This is a genomic window from Streptococcus mitis (assembly GCF_008763935.1).
In the GTDB taxonomy this organism is placed as follows: domain Bacteria; phylum Bacillota; class Bacilli; order Lactobacillales; family Streptococcaceae; genus Streptococcus; species Streptococcus mitis_DB.
Genome location: NZ_VTQF01000002.1, coordinates 25,315 through 45,559, shown reverse-complemented (window position 1 = coordinate 45,559; position 20,245 = coordinate 25,315). Strand labels below are relative to the sequence as shown.

Genomic DNA, 20,245 nt, shown 5'->3' with positions numbered 1-20,245 from the left:
TCCTCACTTTACAACCTTCTCGATAAAATTCCGAATAGAAGACAAGCCATCTGGCGTTCCAATGCTCTCTGGATGGTACTGGAAGCCATAAATCGGTAGGTTTTTATGTTGAATCCCCATGATGGCTTGGTCATCAGTCGAACGAGCTGTCACTTCAAACTCTTCTGGCATTTCTTCAATTAAAATACTGTGGTAACGCATGACCGCACGGCCATCCTCGATTCCTTGATACAAAACAGATGGCGCTTCAAAGCTGATATTGCTCTGTTTCCCATGCATGACTTTTGGAGCCAAACCTAGCTTACCACCAAAGACTTCTGCAATGGCTTGGTGGCCCAAACAAATCCCTAGAATTGGCTTCTTGCCTGCAAAGTCACGAATCATGTCTTCCATCTTACCAGCATCAACTGGCCAACCAGGACCAGGAGAAAAGACCAGACCATCTGCTTTTTCAGCTTCTTCATACAGCTTGGGATCATCATTTCTCAAGACCTGCACTTCTGCAAAATTCCCGATGTATTGAGCCAAGTTATAGGTAAAAGAATCATAGTTGTCAATCAATAAAATCATGGTCTTAGTTCTCCAATTCTAGTCATAGATTTAGCCTTATTAATGGTTTCTTGGTATTCGTTTTGAGCGATGGAGTCATAGACAATCCCTGCCCCAGCCTGCACATAAGCTGTTTGATTTTTGAGAATCATAGTTCGGATGGCAATGGCGAAATCCATATCACCCGTTGCAGACAAGTAGCCGATTGCTCCTGCGTATACGCCGCGTTTTTCCGTTTCCAGTTCATAGATGCGTCTCATGGCCCGAATCTTTGGTGCTCCTGAAACTGTTCCAGCTGGAAGTGTTGATTTTAAAGCATCCATAGCAGTGAGTTCTGGAAGCAAACGCCCTTTCACCACGCTGGTCAAATGCATGACATAGCGGAAGAGCTCCACTTCCATATACTTAGTGACTTGGACACTGGCCGTTTCAGAGATGCGACCGATATCATTGCGTCCTAAGTCTACCAACATCCGATGTTCTGCTGTTTCCTTCTCATCAGAAAGCAGGTCTGTCGCCAAAGCCTTGTCCTCTTCATCCATAGCCCCTCTTGGTCTCGTTCCCGCAATCGGATTGGTTGTCACGATACCATTTTTGACAGAAACCAAACTTTCAGGACTAGCTCCGATGATTTGATAATCTCCAAAATCATAGAAATAGAGGTAATTTGATGGATTAGTCACGCGGAGATTTCTGTAGAAGTCAAATGGATTTCCGGTAACTTCTGCTGAGAAGCGTTGACTGAGTACACATTGGAACATATCCCCGTTACGAATCAAGTCACGAGCGGTTTCCACCATTTCCTCAAACTTCTGAGGAGCGATATGCGGTTTGAAGTCTAACGGAGATAGATCCAAGTCTTCAAATTCATTTGTAGCAGGAATGCGTAATTCCTCAAGCACTTGGTTTAAGGCTTTTTCCAAGTCTTCTTGACTACGCTCACTATAGAGAGCATCCTCGATGACATGAATTTTTTCCTTCTTGTGGTCAAAGACCATGTAACTCTCATAGACAAAGAAATGCATGTCTGGAGTCCCAATTGTATCTTGAGGGATTTGACCAATTTCTTCATAAAGCGAAATCATATCGTAGCCAACAAATCCAATGGCTCCCCCACCAAAAGGGAGGTCTGAATGGTGTTGGCTCTTATGAGTCACTTCATAAAGACAATCCAAGGGATCACGATCAATCACTTGCCCATTTTGATAAAGGACCCCATTTTCAAACTTAATCTCAAAAACAGGATTATAGGCTAGGATAGAAAAACGAGCTGTTTCCTTGTCTCTCGGAATACTTTCTAAAATAACCTTGTGTTGCCCCTTTAGGCGCATATAAGCCAAGATTGGTGATAAGACATCTCCATGAATGATTCGTTCCATTGTAATTTCCCTTTCAGTTTCTTATTTTTAATTTTTTGTCTTTTTTCTATTTCCCTTAAATAGTGCGGACGGGAGGTAAAATTATCCAGTGGATGATTTTAGAAATTCATGAAATGAAAGACCTAATTTTTGAGCTCCTCGCTCATTCATTTCTAGGCTCAGGCTAAAATAGTTCCCCGAACTATTTTACTCTCAAAAATTCCGTTCTAGAGAAGCATCTTTGCTTCTCTAGAATACCACTATGGCGGGAAATAGCGGTTTAATGCTCACTTCGTTCGCAAATATTTTATAGAAATTTATCTAGTGATAAAGCATAATTTAAAACTGATAGCCATATCTACGATAAATATATAAAAATCCCCACGCAAAATAACTTGCGTGAGGACGAAATTCGCGGTGCCACCTCAATTATAGGATTTCTCCTATCTCTCATTCCTGTCTCAGAACCTTCCTGTAACAGGCTGTGCGATAAAGGGCACTCCCTTGAGAATTATGTTTTCTTCTCTCGTTTCAGATGGACCCAACCTTACAGCATTCTCTGCTTGTTTCCAGCAACCACAAGCTCTCTATGAGAGAAAAGACTGTAATTTTTCCATCTTTTATTTTTTAGCTTCTAGGTAGTCTGCAATAGCAGCTACGTCCTTGTCTCCACGACCAGAGACATTGATGATGATAATGTCATCTTTACTTAGTTTCGGTGCACGTTTAACTGCTTCTGCGATGGCATGCGAACTTTCAATCGCTGGGATAATTCCTTCTGTCTTACTAAGAAGGAGCAAGGCTTGAACCGCTTCTTCATCTGTCGCTGCCACATATTCTACGCGGCCAGAATCTTTAAAGTAGGCGTGTTCTGGTCCAACACCTGGATAGTCCAAACCAGCTGAGATAGAGTACACAGGAGCCAGCTCTCCGTCTTCCTTAAAGACTGCATAAGTCTTCATACCGTCGACAATTCCGATACTACCTTTTGTCATAGTAGCTGCGTGCTTGTCTGTGTCAAGTCCGTGACCAGCAGCTTCAACCCCAACCAATTTGACTTCTTCATCAGCCACATACAGTGAAAAAGCACCAATGGCATTGGAACCACCACCTACACAGGCAATAACGTAGTCTGGTAAACGGCCTTCTTTTTCTAAGATTTGACGGCGAGATTCTTCACTGATGACCTTTTGGAATTCATGAACAATTGTAGGATAAGGGTGAGGACCTACAGCAGATCCCAGAACATAGAAGGCTTCAAGGTCATTCATCCATGCTCCAAAGGCTGCATCAACCGCATCCTTAAGAGTTCGTGTTCCCGTTTCAACTGCATGAACAGTTGCTCCCATCATCTCCATACGGAAAACATTGAGACGTTGACGTTCCACATCCTCTGCTCCCATGTAGACATCACAGGCCATCCCAAACTTGGCTGCAGCCGCTGCTGTCGCAACACCGTGCTGACCAGCTCCTGTTTCCGCAATCACTCGTTTTTTGCCCATACGTTTGGCAAGAAGGATTTGCCCTAAAACGTTGTTGAGCTTGTGAGAACCAAGGTGGTTAAGGTCTTCGCGCTTGAGATAAATCTTAGCGCCACCTAGGTGGTCTGTCAAACTTTCCGCAAAATAGAGTGGTGTTTCGCGACCGGAATAGTCCTTTAAGTAATGACGAAATTCTGCCAAAAACTCTGGATCATCCTTGTACTTGTCAAATGTCACTTCCAACTCATCCAACAAAGCCTGAATCGGCTCCGGTACAAAACTTCCACCAAATTGTCCAAAATAACCTTTAGTTGTCATAAAAATTTCCTCTTTCTGTATTGATTTCAAGATATGAAAAAAGCCCACACACAGAATTAAATTCCGTGTGAGGGCGTTGGTAACGCGGTGCCACCTCAATTATAAAGGGACTATCCCTTTACATCTCTGCCTTGTCTAACAACAAGTTGCACTGTAAGGTGTGCGCACCGAATTTTCATTGTTTCAAATTCATTTTTAAAATCAGCCCACTTTCACTACTTTCAACCACCTGTTCACAATCACCACAGGCTCCCTGAAGATCAAAAATAGTTACTTTTCTGATTTGTTGAACTTATTTTAATACTTTGTTTTTTCTTTGTCAAGACTTTTTTACGATTTTTTTGAAAGATGTGTGATTCGAATGTGATAATGTCTTTAGTAAATCGAACGTGAAAATGTCCCACTTGTTGGAAATTGGATCCAACTCAATAGAAACTGAATAGATGCTAAACAGAACTTACTTTAGAACACTCCATCTTTTCCATTAGGATTTTCAAGAATTAAACAATACTAGAAACTCTGTCTCCTAACAAGTTTAGTAGAAACTTCAACAGATGTGACACTTTCCCCCTTTATAATTGCTAACACCCCTTCAATCATTTCTTGAGCTAATTTAACATAATTAGGAGAAATTGTAGATAAAGCTGGAGTATAATATTGAGAAATTGGAATATTGTCAAATCCGATTATTGAAATATCATCAGGAATGGTAATTTCCTTCTCATAGCAAGAACGAATCAATCCCTGTACTTTTTCATCACCGGATACAAAAATCAAATCAGGATAATTTTGATTAGATAGATGTCTTGTAGCATATGAATAAACCGAATCTATTGTAGTTAGACCATATACTACTTTCAAATCCATTTCATAGTTATTATCATTTAAAAAAGCACGAACCCCTCTCTCTCGATCAATATTAACAAGGGATTCTCCTCCCATAAGTAACCACATACTATTAATGTTTTCTTTTGATACTAATTTCATCATGTCATAAGTGGCCTGAAAATTGTTGTTAGAAACATACACAACATTAGGTGTTCTAGATTCTCCAAAAACTATGAATGGCATTTTATTCTTTTGCAAGTAATTAATCCGAATATCTTCTTTACTTTCATAAAATACTATTACACCATCTATCAAGCTTCCTGTACTCGAGATTATTGAATTACTAATTGTATCTTCTTCACTAAAATATTCAACAATAGCGTTAACACCATACTCTTTACAAGTTTGTAAAACTTTATCTAATAAAGTTTGAAACCAAATTAAAGGAAAAGAGTCGATTTTTTTTACAGAAATCAATATATTTATAGCTTCTTTTTTAGTTAAATTTTTTGCATACGCATTTGGAATATACGACAATTCCTCTATAACTTTTTGAATCGCTTGATAAGTTTCTTCTTTAACATTTACTCCACCATTAATAACTCGTGAAACTGTTTTTGGAGAAAAACCTGATAAACGTGCAATATCATAAATAGTTACCTTTTTCCCATTTATATTTTTCATTTCAGTCCTCCATTACGAACATTCTAATATTACTATACAATATTTAATTTTTTTTAACAAGAGAATTTTATAAATTATTTAAGATCCACAAATTCACAAAATTAATTTTACAAATATTCTTCCCCTTCAAAAAAGTTTAAATTGCAATTCACACCTTTATTTTTAAGAATGTTTCCAACTTCACGACAAATAAATTCATATGAGAAAAAACTACCATAAAATTGTAGATTAACTTTTTCAGTAAAAATTGTTGGATTTATAAAAATATATAATAGCCTGTCAATGTAACATTCTAACATAGACTTAATTTTTTCTTTAAAAATAACATTTGTTATCAACTCATCAGGAGGTAAATGAAAGGGAAACACCATTTCACAAATATCATAAAAAGAAATAAATTTGTATACTTGTATCAAACAATTATTATCAAAATATTCTATTTTACCTAAATCAAAATAGATTTTAAAATCTTTCATAAAAACCTCTGAGCAAAAATCTACTCAAAAATTAGATGATTAAAACATCTAAAAAACAAAAGGACAAAAACATCTGTCCCTTTGTTTACTAAATTTCAGCTAATTTCTTCGACATAAATAACACCTACAATATTAGCAATTTCTTCCATCAAACGAAGATGTTCAAATCTTCCTGATAGTTCTAGAGTAATAAATGATGCTATTTTTTTTTCTGGAACATCAAAATATTCAATTCTTTCTGAATTAACATCTCCAAATGCAGTTCTAGAATCAGTCATTCTAATGCCATTCTCAGCACAGTATACTAGTACCCGATTATATGCCTCTGTAGATCTAACAACGATATACAATTCTATTATCTTTGAACGACTTTGAAGATATTTTTTTAAAGGTTGGAACATAGTTATAACACTCCAAACAGACACTGCTCCTAGTACGGCTCCTTCATAAAAACCAACACCTATAGCTAGACCGATTCCAGCTGAAGCCCATATTCCGGCTGCAGTTGTTAAACCAGTTATTTTCTTTTTATCTGTAATAAGTATTGTTCCAGCCCCAAGAAAACCAACACCTGATATAACTTGCGCACCTAAGCGTGTAGGATCTCCTGTACCAAATTTATAAGATACATACTCATTAGTCATCATAATTAAACATGCAGCCAGACAAACAATACTATGTGTACGAATACCTGCTGGTTGAGATTTACTTCCTCTCTCTAAACCAATTACACCACCAATAACTAATGAAAGTACAATTCTTAATACAATTTCGATATATGATAGTCCTAAGCTTGTTGCCTGCATTATTATTTCCTTTTTCTACTAGCTGGTCTCTGAGTAAAGTATAATACAGAACCAGAAATTATCATTAATACAATAGTATAAACGAACACAAGTGCTTGAGCATTTGAAGTTGCTGTTTCATCACCTGCTGAACGAATAGTTATACCCAGCGGTTGAGCTAATGGATGGTAAAGAAATACAGATAAGTCGAAGTCAGTTAATAAAGAGTTAAAGTTTAAAGCAATAACAGAGAGAACAACCGGTAAAATAAATGGAATGATAACCTTCATCATAGTATAAAAAGGTGAAGCACCCATACTTCTTGCTGCATCTTCCATCTCATCATCAACACTAAATAAAATAGCACGTACCATTCTATAAGAAAATGGGATTTTTACAACTATATATGCAATAAGTAGAATTACCAAACTACCTACCAAAATCTGATTCAAGACAAGAAATTGTGGCTGATTAAAAGTAAATAATAAACTTACTGCTAAAAGTGTACTTGGTAGTAACCAAGGAAGTAGAGCACCATATTCAAATAAGAAATCAAAGCGAGCTTTATGTTTTCTGACAACTCGAGCAAATATAACTGCGAGAATTGTTGCTGTTGTCGCAGCGATAATAGAATAAATAAAGCTGACCAAGAATGGAGAGAATGCCGCACTATTACTAAAGAATAAGCGATAATTTTCTAAAGTAAAGTTTGATAATGTTAAGTTACCTGTTTGAATTGCAACTGGATCTGTAAATGAGTATAATACTATAAAAATTAGTGGAAGCATGAAAACTGTGAACAATCCATATGCTACAATGTGAGCAATGATATTCCAAGGCTTAGATGCAATTTTTTGTTTTTTAAGAGGCGCTTTAGTCTTAGAGATAGAAATATAATTTCCACCTTTTTCTATCTTATTCATGATAGTAAGCAAAATTGTAGTTGCAATACCTAAAATAATTGCAAGTAAGGCAGCTAAATCACGAGAATTCCCCATCCCTGCAAATGTAATAATCATTGGATTTATAGTTTGAAATCCTTTACCACCAACAATCATGGGTGCTGCTACTGCAGACAAACCACTAAGAAAAACCATAATAGTAAGTGCAAATAGAGTTGGAATTAAGGTTGGTAACACTACTTTTCGGAAAACAGTAAATGGTTTTGCTCCCATATTTCGTGCAGCCTCAATAGTGTGATAGTCAACGCTTCGAATTGTATTTGTTAAAAACAATGTATGATTAGCAGTTCCTGAAAATGTCATAATGAATAAGACTGCACCATACCCAATAAACCAGTTAGGGTCTAAAGAAGGGATAACATTTTGTAAAAATTTTGTTATCAATCCATAAGGACCATAGACAAATTTATATCCAGTCGCTAAAACCACTCCTCCATAAATTAAAGAGGTCATATAGCCTAATTTTAAAATTTTAGCACCTTTAATATCAAAGTACTCTGTAAATAGAACACAAAGAATACCTACGACATTAACTGTAATAATGAGTGAAAATGCTAACTTAAAACTGTTCATAATACTCTGAAGTGCCCTCTCAGATTTTAGAACACGATGTACAGCTTCAAGGGAAAATTCTCCTCCTTTTACAAATACATTCACTACTAGATCAAAGTTTGGATAAATAATAAATGTTACTAGGAACCAGATTAACCCTAAACGAATAAGCCAATCTTTTAAATTTAATTTATGACGCATACTGCACCTCCTTAAAATTGCAGAACGTCTGATGGTGTGATAAATAAGTCCACACTTTCTCCGACAGATCTAATAGCAGCCTGACTATCAATACTTGTTACATTAAGAATCTGACTTTCAGAAACTTTTATTGTATAGTGAATTGTAACTCCAGAAAACTCAACATCAATAATTGTTCCTTTTAGAATGAAATCTTGTTCAGTTTCACGATTGAATCGAACTTTCTCTAATCGAATGTATCCTTTTTTATCTTCTAAGAAAACGCTTGCATTTTTAAGTAATACTTCGTGGACTGTTTCATCGGTCAAAACATTAATATCGCCAATAAAATCACATACAAATTCAGTTTGAGAATTATGATAAATCTCTACAGGTGTACCGACCTGTTCGATGTATCCATTGTTAAAGACTGCAATTCTATCAGATAAAGTTAAGGCTTCCTCTTGATCATGAGTAACATATAAAGTAGTAATACCTAACTCTTTTTGAAGTCTTTTCAACTCTTTTCTCAAATCTACACGTAATTTTGCGTCAAGGTTTGACAATGGTTCATCTAGACAAAGAATTTTAGGTTCAAGAACCAGAGCACGAGCCAATGCTACCCTTTGTTGTTGACCCCCAGATAATTCTGATACATTACGCTGTAACTGTTGATCAGAGATCTTAATTTTTGCTGCTACTGCTGATACTTTAGCTTTAATAACATCTGGAGCTACCTTCTTAACTTTTAAACCAAATGCAATATTATCAAAAACAGTCATAGTTGGAAATAGCGCATAAGATTGAAATACAATACCAATTCCACGCTTTTCAGGTTCCAAATGAGTGACATCTGTTCCATTAACTTCAATACTTCCTGATGATGGATCTAGAAAACCTACCAATGCTCTCAAAGTAGTTGATTTACCACATCCTGAAGGCCCAAGAAATGTAAAAAATTCCCCTTCATGTATATCTAAATTCAGATTATCAATTGCAACAAAATCACCATATTTAATTTGAATATTATCAAATTTAATCATCTCACTAACTCCCTCTATTACTAAACCAAAAGCCTCTCTTTATTTCTTCCATAAATTTAGAAATAATAGAGAGACTTGGACATAAAAATTAACTCTTATTTCTTATTGTACGTATTCTAATTCAGCTTTTTCTACCCATTCATCCAAATGCTTTCCAACAGCTTCCCAGTCAATATTTTGTGGTTTCACTTGATCAACAAATTTCTTAGTATCTTCTGGTAGATCTTTGAGGGCATCTTTATTTGCAGGAATAGATCCAAAGTTCTTACTATATTCTACTTGAATTTCTGATTGACCAAACCAATCAATAAATTCTTTAGCTAACGCTTGTTTTTTACTAGTGCTTAAAACCATAGTTTGTTCAGTTACAAATGGTACACCAATCTCAGGAGTCATAACTTTGAAAACAACATTTTGTTCTTTTTGTCCAACTAATGCACCAGAACCCCACATCATTCCATATTGTATTGGATCTTCTTTGTCTAACATCTTAACAATTGAACTTTCTCCCTTTTGAAGAGTGTATGCATTTTTCAAATATTCTTTTGCTACTTCCCAACCTTTTTCGGAAACACCTAATTCACCTTTATCATCAAGGTATCGAACTAAGATACTTGCTAGAATTGCCCGTCCTGTACCACCTGAGAGCCCAGAAATTGAATATTTACCTTTATACTTACTACCTAATTCAGTCCAATCTTTAGGCATTTCTTTTACATCAGGCGCCCCAATTAAAACTAATGGTTGAACAATCACAGGATTATAATAATTATCTTTATCGGATAAAGATTGATCAATTTTATCTAACCATTTAGGCTTGTACTGTACTAGTAATTTTTGATCTCTAATTTTATTTGAATCAACAGCACCAATTCCAAATACCATATCTGCAACTGCATTATTCTTCTCAGCAATAACACGGTCTGCTAATTGAGCGCCAGGGATATCAACCATTTTGATATTAAAACCAGCTTCTTTTGCTTTAGCAGTTAACCAATCACCACGACCATTTGAGACTGAGTTCGAATAGATTACTAGTTCTTGACTTTTATCAGCTTTTTCTTCAGATGAAGAAGCAGTCGTAGAATTTGAACCTCCAGAGCAAGCAGCAAGTGTAGTAAGAGCAACTCCCGTTGCAAGTACAGTAGACCAAACTTTCATTTTTTTCATGATAAGTTCTCCTTTTTAATTATTTTATTTAAATTTTTCGTGATATGGAACAAATTGTCTCATATCTTCAAATACAGTATAGTCAATACGGTTTACAGTAATAGTTGGAATCTTCTCTAATAAAATTTCAGTTAATTCTGCTCTGACTTTAGTAAACTCTTCTTCCTCCTCTTCGGTTAGAGGAATCCGAAGATACCCAATTGAAATATGGAATTGATATCTATCATGATTAGGGAAACGAACACCTGCTTTTTCTGAGACATAAGTACGAATTTCTTCTAATCTCTTTGCAGAAGCTTCATCTGCAGGTTCAACTAGTATGTTTTGTTTTCCCATTTCAGTTACACGCATATGAATTTCTTCATCCAACAATGGAAAAATTTCAAGTTGTTTAGCAAAGTAATCATGTATTTCCTGTAAAGGTGTATCTAGAGGAAGATTACTGCTCCAAAACTCCGTTTCACGATTTTCATGGCACAACAATTCAATTACAGTCATGTGAATAGAATTCCTTGGAGTTAAAGTAAACTTATCGATAAATGGTAATTCTCTATAACGTGATTGAATAATATCAACAACTTCCATCAAATCTTGTTTAGTATAAAGATTTGCTACAACTGTATTCCCAGGGAAATGATTAAATTCCCCATTCTCTTTGAACTTAATTTTTGTTAAGTTTTTCATATAAAGACCTTCTTTTTTATATTTGACATCGGTGTCATCTTGTTTACATTATACAATGAAACCGTTTCCTTTGTCAAGCGCTTTCAAACATTTTTTTAAAAAAATTTATCTTTCATTAAATATGCATTTCATTAAAAGGTTAAGTAATTTTTCCAAAATACAGCACTCATATAGACAGTATCATCAATTATAGCCATTGGGATTTTTTGATTGCCAATTCCATGTATCTCTACACATGTCTTCAATCGATTTTGTTGTCCTCCAATTTAATTCCTTATATGCTTTGTCTGCATTTGCATAACAAGTCGCAACGTCTCCTGATCGTCTTGGTACAATTTTATACGGAATTGGAACCTTATTAACACTTTCAAATGTATTTACAAGTTGTAATACACTTGTGCCTTCTCCTGAACCAAGGTTATAAATATAAACATCTGTTTTTTCAGATACTTTTTCTAAAGCTTTTATATGCCCTATCGCTAAATCCACTACATGGATATAATCGCGAACACCAGTACCATCTACCGTATCATAATCATCTCCAAAAACACTTAGCTCTGGTCGCTTACCTACCGCTACTTGTGCAATAAAAGGCATTAAGTTGTTAGGAATGCCTGATGGATCTTCTCCAATCAACCCCGACTCATGAGCACCAATCGGATTGAAATAACGAAGCAACGCAATACTCCACTCTGAATCTGCTACATGAACATCTTTTAAAATTTGTTCAAGCATCACTTTTGTGTACCCATACGGATTCGTTGCACTTGTCGGCATCGTCTCAATAAGGGGAGACTGATTGTGAACGCCGTATACAGTCGCACTCGATGAAAATACAATCTTTTTAACATTAAACTCTGACATCACTTCAACAAGAGCTAATGTACTCATAATATTATTTTCGTAATACATTACAGGCTTTTGCACGGATTCGCCGACAGCTTTGTATCCTGCAAAATGAATTGCAGCCTCAATAGATTCTTGTTCAAAAACTTTTCTCAATCCTTGTTTATCACAAACATCTAATTCGTAAAACGCAGGACGTTGCCCTGTAATTGCTTCAATACGATCTAATACTAAAATGCTTGAGTTTGAAAGGTTGTCGACAATAACGACTTCCTTACCTAAATTTAGTAATTCTACTACGGTATGGCTACCAATATAACCAGCTCCGCCTGTTACCAATATTGCCATTTTTACTTCCTCCTAATTAATTCCAACCGATTTAACAAATCTCATAAATGCTTCTTGTCCGGTTTGAGTATTCTTATAAACACCTGCATCTTCGAGAACTCTCGCAAATACTTGCCCTACTTCATGTTGAACTACGCTATGAACCTCTTCCTCTTTAAGTCCAGGATAATTTTCTTTCAATTGAACGGCCCATTCTAAATGATAATCAGCAATTGCGTTATCTTTTCCTAAAAGATATTTCTCAACTTCTTCTAACTCTGTTTTCAAACGAGGTGGTAAAATCGCAAGTCCCATCACTTCGATTAACCCAATATTTTCCTTTTTAATATGTTGTACATCTTGATGAGGATGGAAAACACCATCTGGGTATTGTTCAGTAGTATGATTATCTCTTAGAACAATATCTAATTCATATCTTCCGTCCACTTTACGAGCAATAGGAGTCACCGTATGGTGTGGGACATCTGCAGTCATTGCAATGATGTCTACTTCTAAATCTGAATATTCTCTCCACTTATTTAGAATTTTAGTAGCTAAATCTAACAAGCGATTTTTATTTTCACTTTGTAACCTAATTACTGACATTGGCCATTTTACAATACCAGCATTAACATCCTCAAAGTCTTTAAAACGAAATTCACTCTCAAATTTTGCTTTTTCCATTGGGAAAATATATTTCCCTCCCTGGTAGTGGTTATGACTAAGAATGGAGCCTCCTGAGATAGGAAGATCAGAATTTGAACCAGCAAAATATCCTGGCAAAATATCAACAATCTCCAATAATTGTTCAAATGTTTTAGAGGTAATAGCCATTGGTACATGTTGACTATTCAAAAATATCGCATGCTCATTAAAATATGAGTAGGGAGAATACTGGAATCCCCATACTTCGTCACCAAGTTTCAACCGAATAATTCTATGATTCGAACGTGCTGGATAATTTATTCGACCTTGATATCCTTCATTTTCCATACATAGTAAACATTTAGGATAATTAGTTGCTTTTACTAATTTTTCAGCAGCAATTGTTTTTGGATCTTTTTCGGGTTTTGACAAATTTATCGTAATCTCTAGCTCTCCGTATTTAGTTGATGCTCGAAACTCAATATTCTTAGCAATAGCAGAAGTTTTAATATAATCACTATCTTTACTTAACTTATAAAACTCTTCAACTGCTTCTTGAGGTGATATATCATATGAACTCCAAAAAATATCATTTAATCGACTAGGTAAAGGAACTATGAAATTCATTAACTCTGCTCCTAAACATTCCTTTTCCTCGATTAAATCTTTAATTTTACCGTTTTTTAAGGCGATTTCCACTAAGTAATCTTTTATTTGTTTCAGGTCATTTTCATCGGAAATGCGATCAGTTCCCTCCTCACCTATTAACGCTAGTACTCTATTTTTCACATATATTTTGTCAATTTCATTATACATTCCGTATTCAATTACTCTATCAACAAAATTATCAATAATTGTTTTCATATATTTTTCTTTCTAATTTATGTTCCCATATTTTCTATACATTATCCATTTATAAATTGATTGCGTAGTATGAGCAATTTTATCAAGGTGATGAATAATATCTAAAGCACCAATTACTTCAGAAACATTCCCATCATCTTCAAATATGTAATTCATTATTTTATTTTCAATATTTGTACTAAGCTCTTCTATCTCATTCTGTTTTTGTATAACAACCATATCTAAACATCCAGATTGTTCCTCTCTATAACAAGATATAGCCCTATTCATATGCAGTCCGATAACTTCATGAAGTATTTTTATTTCTGAAATAATTTTCTTCAAAATTTCATTGTTTTGAATAATCTGTAGATTTTTTAAAATTTCAACAATTCTATCCCCAATACGTTCAATGTCAGTTGATATTTTTATTACACTAATAATTCTTCTTAAGTCATATGAAACGGGATGTTGTAAACAAATTAACTCATATCCTTTTTTATCAACATTTAGAACTGACTCATTTATGATTAAATCTTCTTTAATCAATTCTATTCGTTCTTCATTTGATAAATATTCAAATAACTTCTCATATTTATCAAGCACAGATACCCAAATGGTCTCTAAATTATTTGATAATTCTATAATTTCATTTTCTAAATATAACCTTAACATTTAGGTACCTCTTCTTAACAAAGTTCAATAGTAACAATTAATATTTTAAACAATATATCAAACATCAATAACTACAATACTTGCATCATCTTTCTTTCCATAGATTGGATCAATAGCAGAAGAATTAAATCTCATCTTAATTAACTCTTCAAAAGTTTTATTTTGATTATTTTGATAGAATTCATAAAAGCCATCGCTCATTAAAACAATTTGTTCACTAGTAACATCTATTTGATTAATAATAGCATGGTCTAAAAATCTCTCATCCAACGAACCTATCCAGTACCCACTCGGTTGATTAGATAATTTTCTGATTTTTTGTAAAATAATTTTTTTATTTAAAACACTATTTGTACCAATTGAGTCTTTTATCTCATTTTTCCCTTTTTCAAATAAGTTATCTACTCTATGATCAGTTATTTCTATTTCGTTTACTAACATGACGCAGTCACCTAGCATCATATACTCCAACTTTTTTTCTGAAAGTTTAGCAAATATAAAAGCAAATGTTGGTAAGCGATAATACTCTGTTAATTCATATGAGTTTAAACCGATTTCATCTTTAACCTCGAGTAAAGCAGTTTCAAATATTTGTTTAAGAGTTTTTGATTCTTTACAATTAACCGACAAACTTTCTGATAAAATATGTACAACTTCTGAGACTGAATAACCTATCTCCTCTTTAGAATTATATAAATCTGTAGCTCCATCAATAATCCAAAAATACTGATTTTGTGAACCTACAGCATCCTCATTTTCTACGGAACTTCCTTGTATCGAACAAATTTTATTTATCTTTACCATAATACTTCAACCCTTTTAGTGTCAAAAGTAAACCAATTCCTGTCACTGTTAAGAATAGTTCCATAATCTTGTTCGAACCAGTCTTTGGTAATTTTTGTTTTACCTCTACTATTTCTTTAGATTTATTAATATGATTTTCAGTTTCTCTGCCATCTCCAACTATTTTATGGTTCACTTCTTCTATCTTATTATCTTGTTTATTGTCGATCTTGTCATTAATTTGTCTATTATCTTTACTTGAGTTAAACTCTCCTTTCTTCTGGTTACTATCAATTACATTATTTGAATTAGATTGTTTTTCATGCACATATGAACTTGTTTTAAATTTTTCCTCTTTGTTTTTTTCTTTTTCGTTTTTATCACTTAAGTTATTTGTTACAATTTTGTAAAGCCCATTCTCCGTTACAATATTGAAATTACCATCGCTATCACGTATAACTGGTTCTTTCCTATTTGCATTAGATTTGATGAATGATATATACTTACCGGATAAATTATAAAATTGGTTATTTAAAACGGTTATTTTACCCTTTGAATCCTCAATAACAATTCCTTCTTTACCACCGAATATACTATTCTCTGAGACTACTAAATTATCACTAACTCGTAATAATTCAATATTTGGTTGTTCTGTTTCCTTAGAATTATTATTAATTACATTTTTTGTTACAGTAATATCTGATACTTTTCCTAAATATTCTGCACTATCTTTTGCTACTCTAATAGCCTTTGTTTTAGGATCAGAAATATAAAATGTATTTTCAGTAATAACGACTTTCTTATTTAAATCAAGTTCATCTTTTACATTTTTATAACTAAAAGCATTTATTAAGGCTGCACCATTTTCTCTATAATGTACACTTTCTCCTTTTACTTTCTTATCAAATCTATTTCCTTTAATTAAAATATCAGTAAATCCAGTAAAACGTACACCAGAATACATCATGTTATCAAAATGATTATTTAAAATTTTAATATTAGAGGGGTTCTGTGTCGACAATGTTTGATAGTGTGTACCAATTGCTGTTACTAATTCTCCAGATTTATCACTTTTACCAAAATATGAATTTTGAATAGTAACATTTTCAGATTTTTTCCCATCATCATTCAAAGCATAAGGAAAACCTTTTCTAGTCAATGGTTCAATCTGAATACTCTCCTTACTTATAATTTGCCCATCTTTCATAGTTTTAGGTAAAGCTTGACCAAGAAAACGAGAATTATCGACTAATACATTTTTCGAACCTGCAATTTGAATAGCATGCCCTTGATAACTATCCTTGAATGTTACATTTTTTATAGTTACGTTATTTGAATTCCCAATAGCAAATGCACCTGAAGAATTTATAAGTGGTAGATTTTTTGCTTTAGTTCCTTCTTCATTCAAAGCACCGTTCATATCAATAGTACCACCAGAATAACTAATATCTTCTGTTGGGCCCCATTCTACTTGCGCACCATCATCCGTAAATAAACCTGTCATAAAAACAATGGAAGGGTGATTCTTAATATTTATACCATTTAGAATTGTAGCTTTCTCATTCAATTCTAAGTGTGTATGACTTTTTAAAAAAACAATTTCTTTTACTAAATAAGTTCCTTCAGGAAAATATACATTTCCTCCACCTAGTCCTTTAGCTGCAGCATCTATTGTATCTTGAATTGCTTGACGATCATCATTAACCCCGTCACCTATTGCTCCATAATCTTTTACATTTAAAGCTACGTGTTCGTTCAGATTAGTACTTAAAATAGTATTCACTTCCATCCCAGAGATGTTACCAATCATAGTATCATTTGTTATATCAGGTTTATTTTGATTAATACTCACTCCTCCATTATTATCAGTACTTAAACTTGAATTGTTATCAAGACTGAGAGTATCAGAATGGGGTTCCGCAGATAATGATGTAGATGTGCTACTCAACAAAGAGTTCATTTGCATATTATCTTTAGACGAAGAAGTTTCACCAACTACTTCATTAGCTAAAACACTTTGTGTTCCAATAAATAAAACCGCTAAGAGAACTGAGCAAACTCCCACCTTAGACTTACGAATAGAGAAAACCTCATTTTGTTGAAAAGATTTCATATTAGCCTCCAATTAAAAATATTATGTCCTAATTTAATATTCATATAAATTCCATACCAGAAAATGACACCGCTGTCATTTTCTTTATAATATATTTTTAAATCAAAATTGTCAAGGAATAACACAATAAAATATCAAAATTGTGAAAGCGTGACCATTTATATATCTAACCATACTTCTAATAATTCTTTAACCTTCCATTCAAAAATGATTACTATCTTTCTTAGCTTGAACATAAAAATATCCTATTCACTGTATTTAAAGCATGTTGATATCTCGTAAAATACTAATTTATAAATACAAGAACAAATATCTTGTCATGCAAGCATTCACCAGGTATATTTACATGAATATCGTTCATATAGCGGATTGAAATCAAAACAATACAATATATTTCTTAAATAGATTTTCTATAAAAGCTAGATTCAAGCTCTATAAAAATAGACGCAGTTCTTCTAAAATACTGGAATAGGACATATAAATCATTGTAGACACGTGTTTTATAGATTATTTCAAAAGAATGACTAGAACATGAAAAATAGTCTCAAAACTTTGAACAATATTCTGAAAACAAAAAAGAAAGACGCGAGTTTCCACAACCTCATCGTGGAAACTCGCGTCTTTCAAAAAATAGGGTGAATTGAAAACTAGAACAAGACACTACATTTTCTAAATGATGCCTAATAAAAATTCTAAATGCTACACCAAATTGCTCACATCTCATTTCAAACCATACAGTATATTGAAACTATAAGAGTACACCTTTGCTTCTAAAATATTGCTAGAAATTAATTTGACTATCCTGATTGATTTGTCCTGTTTTTATTTCATTTTACTATAGGACTTTCAATTTAAAACAACAGTTTTACACTCAATTAGACTTTTTAGAAACAGAATCACTATTACTTGACTGTAGTTTGTCATTTTTTTGATGAAGCTAGTACTTTTTCAGAAACTGTTTTGAAAGTCTCAATGATATAGTCCACTTCTTCATCGCTTAATTTAGTGTGAAGAGGGAGCGTAATTTCATTTTCAAAGAAGGCATAAGCCTTAGGATAGTTCGCCATATCAAAACCAAGATTCTTATAGGCTGTCAAAAGCGGAAGCGGTTTGTAGTGGACATTGCTTGCAATTCCTGCTTTAGCTAATTCTTGGATAATAAGATTGCGTTCTTCTAAACTCGCTCCTTCTACATGGGTGATGTAGAGGTGGCGTGAAGATTCGACAGTTTCAGTCTTGTGTGCCAATGGATGGATACGAGAACCTGCAAAACCACGATCATAGCGGTTCACGATCTCCTTACGACGTTCTAGCAAACTTGGGTAGCGGTCCAATTGTACCAAACCAAGGGAAGCCATAATATCGGTCATATTACACTTGTAGGCTGGTGTGACGATATCGTATTCCCATGAACCCAGTTGCATCTTGGCAAGAGCATCCTTAGTTTGCCCGTGAAGGGAAAGAATTTGGAATTCCTTGTACATCTCTTCGTCGTCAATCGCTGGATTGGCTTTCCAAGTGGCACTTCCACCTTCTGCAGTTGTAAAGTTCTTAACGGCGTGGAATGAGAAGGAAGTAAAGTCAGCGATAGAACCAGCTGGTTGCCCTTTATAAGTAGATCCCAAAGCATGGGCACTATCAGAAACAATCACGATACGGTTAAAGGCTTTTTGCCACTTGCTTGAAGCGGTAAAGAGATCACGTTTCTTCTCCACAACTTGGAACAAACGGTCGTAGTCGCAAACAATCCCTGCAAGCTCTACTGGGATGATCACCTTGGTCTTTTCAGTGATAGCTTGCTCAAGCAGGTCATAGTCCATCTCAAACGTATCTGCTTGGATATCCACCATGACAGGAGTTGCTCCCACGTGAGTGATGACACTACATGAAGCTGTATAGGTCATGGCTGGAACGATGACTTCATCACCAGGTCCCACTTCCAAGACGCGCAAAATCAACTCAAGAGCGGCAGTCGCAGAGTTGAGGCAGACGGTCTTAGGTGTCTGTGTATATTGAGACAAGCGACGCTCTAGTTCTTTTGTCTTAGGACCTGTTGTGATCCAACCAGAACGCAGGGTATCCGCTACTTCAGCAATTTCTGCTTCCGTAATATCGGGTGGTGAAAATGGAATATTGTAATTTGGCATTGATTTGCTCCTTTTATCTGTACTCATTTTCTCATGACTACTTTATTTTAGCACTTCAAACACGGTTTGAAACATGATTTTGATGTCTCCAAGGAAACTAAACTCTCGGAGATAGGCGAGGTTATAGCGCATCTTTTCAGGGAGGACGTGTTCGACATAGGCTTGGTCAACCGACAGACCTTTCTCCGTCATTTGACTGATGATAGTGTCCTCATCCTTGTAGTTGATGCTAGCTGGAGAGGTAATTCCTGCTGGCAAAAGCAAGGTCGCCATCATTTCAGGGCTATACTGCTCTGTGTAACGTGGCACTTCAGGTCGTGTACCGACAAAGGACATTTCGCCTTTTAGGACATTGACCAACTGAGGTAGTTCATCTAAACGGACACGGCGAATGAAATTGCCAACCTTGGTAATACGACTATCGTTAGCGGAAGTCACCAAACTTCCTTTTTTATCCGCATCCGTCACCATGGTACGGAACTTCCAAATCTTGAAAGGTCGATTGTACTGGGTCACGCGCTCTTGCTTGTAAATCACTGGCCCCTTGCTATCCAACTTGATCCAAATGCTCAAAATGAGAAAGATCGGAGAGGTCAGAACCAGTACAACCAAGGCCAAAACCCAGTCCAAGCAACGCTTGAAAATCAGCGAACCCTTCCTTTTAGAGACAAGCTGGTAGTAAGACTCAACCTCGCTTGATTTCATTTCCACGGGCAAGTCTTCCCATTTCAGCATGCTGTTTCTCCTTTGTTTTTATTATACTATTTGTCAACATTTTTCATTATACCACAAAATG

Annotated in this window: 17 protein-coding genes and 2 other annotated features; all 17 genes read right to left on the bottom strand. The window is 34.8% G+C overall.

Annotated elements, in window-relative coordinates:
• Nucleotides 1-3 precede the first annotated feature (3 nt).
• On the bottom strand, nucleotides 4-570 hold the full coding sequence (locus F9B91_RS02870) for an aminodeoxychorismate/anthranilate synthase component II (RefSeq protein WP_042900462.1): 567 nt from the start codon (nucleotides 568-570) through the stop codon (nucleotides 4-6).
• Nucleotides 567-1,928, bottom strand: a complete 1,362-nt coding sequence (gene trpE / locus F9B91_RS02865) for an anthranilate synthase component I (RefSeq protein WP_150922465.1) — start codon at nucleotides 1,926-1,928, stop codon at nucleotides 567-569. Before trpE ends, F9B91_RS02870 begins: the two co-directional genes overlap by 4 nt.
• A gap of 377 nt (nucleotides 1,929-2,305) precedes the next feature.
• Nucleotides 2,306-2,537: a binding site (T-box leader), on the bottom strand.
• Nucleotides 2,528-3,706 (bottom strand): tryptophan synthase subunit beta, encoded by a 1,179-nt coding sequence (gene trpB, locus F9B91_RS02860; protein ID WP_150922464.1) that lies wholly within the window; start codon nucleotides 3,704-3,706, stop codon nucleotides 2,528-2,530. Its footprint overlaps the feature before it by 10 nt.
• Nucleotides 3,707-3,772: 66 nt before the next feature.
• Nucleotides 3,773-4,002 (bottom strand) — a binding site (T-box leader).
• A gap of 214 nt (nucleotides 4,003-4,216) precedes the next feature.
• Entirely contained in the window at nucleotides 4,217-5,218 is a 1,002-nt protein-coding gene (locus F9B91_RS02855) for a LacI family DNA-binding transcriptional regulator (protein ID WP_049488253.1), read from the bottom strand.
• A 107-nt stretch (nucleotides 5,219-5,325) separates the two neighbouring features.
• Nucleotides 5,326-5,694 (bottom strand): hypothetical protein, encoded by a 369-nt coding sequence (locus F9B91_RS02850; RefSeq protein ID WP_023943875.1) that lies wholly within the window; start codon nucleotides 5,692-5,694, stop codon nucleotides 5,326-5,328.
• Nucleotides 5,695-5,789: 95 nt separating this feature from the next.
• Nucleotides 5,790-6,500, bottom strand: a complete 711-nt coding sequence (locus tag F9B91_RS02845; RefSeq protein ID WP_001149046.1) for an MgtC/SapB family protein — start codon at nucleotides 6,498-6,500, stop codon at nucleotides 5,790-5,792.
• A 2-nt stretch (nucleotides 6,501-6,502) separates the two neighbouring features.
• Nucleotides 6,503-8,194 (bottom strand): ABC transporter permease, encoded by a 1,692-nt coding sequence (locus tag F9B91_RS02840; RefSeq protein WP_023943877.1) that lies wholly within the window; start codon nucleotides 8,192-8,194, stop codon nucleotides 6,503-6,505.
• 11 nt (nucleotides 8,195-8,205) lie between these two features.
• Nucleotides 8,206-9,216, bottom strand: a complete 1,011-nt coding sequence (locus tag F9B91_RS02835) for an ABC transporter ATP-binding protein (RefSeq protein ID WP_000589137.1) — start codon at nucleotides 9,214-9,216, stop codon at nucleotides 8,206-8,208.
• A 102-nt stretch (nucleotides 9,217-9,318) separates the two neighbouring features.
• Nucleotides 9,319-10,386 (bottom strand): extracellular solute-binding protein, encoded by a 1,068-nt coding sequence (locus tag F9B91_RS02830; protein WP_061743802.1) that lies wholly within the window; start codon nucleotides 10,384-10,386, stop codon nucleotides 9,319-9,321.
• Nucleotides 10,387-10,410: 24 nt separating this feature from the next.
• Entirely contained in the window at nucleotides 10,411-11,070 is a 660-nt protein-coding gene (locus F9B91_RS02825; RefSeq protein ID WP_000793811.1) for a DUF1868 domain-containing protein, read from the bottom strand.
• 183 nt (nucleotides 11,071-11,253) lie between these two features.
• Nucleotides 11,254-12,264, bottom strand: coding sequence for a UDP-glucose 4-epimerase GalE (galE, locus tag F9B91_RS02820; protein ID WP_057487890.1), 1,011 nt, complete (start codon nucleotides 12,262-12,264; stop codon nucleotides 11,254-11,256).
• 12 nt (nucleotides 12,265-12,276) lie between these two features.
• Nucleotides 12,277-13,752 (bottom strand): UDP-glucose--hexose-1-phosphate uridylyltransferase, encoded by a 1,476-nt coding sequence (gene galT / locus F9B91_RS02815; RefSeq protein WP_150922463.1) that lies wholly within the window; start codon nucleotides 13,750-13,752, stop codon nucleotides 12,277-12,279.
• A gap of 12 nt (nucleotides 13,753-13,764) precedes the next feature.
• The gene (locus F9B91_RS02810) at nucleotides 13,765-14,406 is read right to left on the bottom strand and encodes a phosphate signaling complex PhoU family protein (protein ID WP_000945328.1); all 642 of its coding nucleotides are present in this window, start codon (nucleotides 14,404-14,406) and stop codon (nucleotides 13,765-13,767) included.
• Between the two features lie 57 nt (nucleotides 14,407-14,463).
• Nucleotides 14,464-15,210, bottom strand: a complete 747-nt coding sequence (locus F9B91_RS02805; RefSeq protein ID WP_150922462.1) for a protein phosphatase 2C domain-containing protein — start codon at nucleotides 15,208-15,210, stop codon at nucleotides 14,464-14,466.
• Nucleotides 15,194-17,302 (bottom strand): glycosyl hydrolase family 28-related protein, encoded by a 2,109-nt coding sequence (locus F9B91_RS02800; protein WP_150922461.1) that lies wholly within the window; start codon nucleotides 17,300-17,302, stop codon nucleotides 15,194-15,196. The genes F9B91_RS02805 and F9B91_RS02800 overlap by 17 nt, the downstream gene beginning before the upstream one ends.
• 920 nt (nucleotides 17,303-18,222) lie before the next feature.
• The gene (locus F9B91_RS02795; protein WP_191962398.1) at nucleotides 18,223-19,449 is read right to left on the bottom strand and encodes a DegT/DnrJ/EryC1/StrS family aminotransferase; all 1,227 of its coding nucleotides are present in this window, start codon (nucleotides 19,447-19,449) and stop codon (nucleotides 18,223-18,225) included.
• A 42-nt stretch (nucleotides 19,450-19,491) separates the two neighbouring features.
• Nucleotides 19,492-20,184, bottom strand: a complete 693-nt coding sequence (locus tag F9B91_RS02790) for a sugar transferase (RefSeq protein ID WP_000922210.1) — start codon at nucleotides 20,182-20,184, stop codon at nucleotides 19,492-19,494.
• Nucleotides 20,185-20,245 lie beyond the last annotated feature (61 nt).

Bases quoted from the DNA above. Each gene is read 5' to 3' on its own strand.
- F9B91_RS02870 (WP_042900462.1), bottom strand. From the start codon at position 570: ATGATTTTATTGATTGACAACTATGATTCTTTTACCTATAACTTGGCT.
- trpE (WP_150922465.1), bottom strand. From the start codon at position 1,928: ATGGAACGAATCATTCATGGAGATGTCTTATCACCAATCTTGGCTTAT.
- trpB (WP_150922464.1), bottom strand. From the start codon at position 3,706: ATGACAACTAAAGGTTATTTTGGACAATTTGGTGGAAGTTTTGTACCG.
- F9B91_RS02855 (WP_049488253.1), bottom strand. From the start codon at position 5,218: ATGAAAAATATAAATGGGAAAAAGGTAACTATTTATGATATTGCACGT.
- F9B91_RS02850 (WP_023943875.1), bottom strand. From the start codon at position 5,694: ATGAAAGATTTTAAAATCTATTTTGATTTAGGTAAAATAGAATATTTT.
- F9B91_RS02845 (WP_001149046.1), bottom strand. From the start codon at position 6,500: ATGCAGGCAACAAGCTTAGGACTATCATATATCGAAATTGTATTAAGA.
- F9B91_RS02840 (WP_023943877.1), bottom strand. From the start codon at position 8,194: ATGCGTCATAAATTAAATTTAAAAGATTGGCTTATTCGTTTAGGGTTA.
- F9B91_RS02835 (WP_000589137.1), bottom strand. From the start codon at position 9,216: ATGATTAAATTTGATAATATTCAAATTAAATATGGTGATTTTGTTGCA.
- F9B91_RS02830 (WP_061743802.1), bottom strand. From the start codon at position 10,386: ATGAAAAAAATGAAAGTTTGGTCTACTGTACTTGCAACGGGAGTTGCT.
- F9B91_RS02825 (WP_000793811.1), bottom strand. From the start codon at position 11,070: ATGAAAAACTTAACAAAAATTAAGTTCAAAGAGAATGGGGAATTTAAT.
- galE (WP_057487890.1), bottom strand. From the start codon at position 12,264: ATGGCAATATTGGTAACAGGCGGAGCTGGTTATATTGGTAGCCATACC.
- galT (WP_150922463.1), bottom strand. From the start codon at position 13,752: ATGAAAACAATTATTGATAATTTTGTTGATAGAGTAATTGAATACGGA.
- F9B91_RS02810 (WP_000945328.1), bottom strand. From the start codon at position 14,406: ATGTTAAGGTTATATTTAGAAAATGAAATTATAGAATTATCAAATAAT.
- F9B91_RS02805 (WP_150922462.1), bottom strand. From the start codon at position 15,210: ATGGTAAAGATAAATAAAATTTGTTCGATACAAGGAAGTTCCGTAGAA.
- F9B91_RS02800 (WP_150922461.1), bottom strand. From the start codon at position 17,302: ATGAAATCTTTTCAACAAAATGAGGTTTTCTCTATTCGTAAGTCTAAG.
- F9B91_RS02795 (WP_191962398.1), bottom strand. From the start codon at position 19,449: ATGCCAAATTACAATATTCCATTTTCACCACCCGATATTACGGAAGCA.
- F9B91_RS02790 (WP_000922210.1), bottom strand. From the start codon at position 20,184: ATGCTGAAATGGGAAGACTTGCCCGTGGAAATGAAATCAAGCGAGGTT.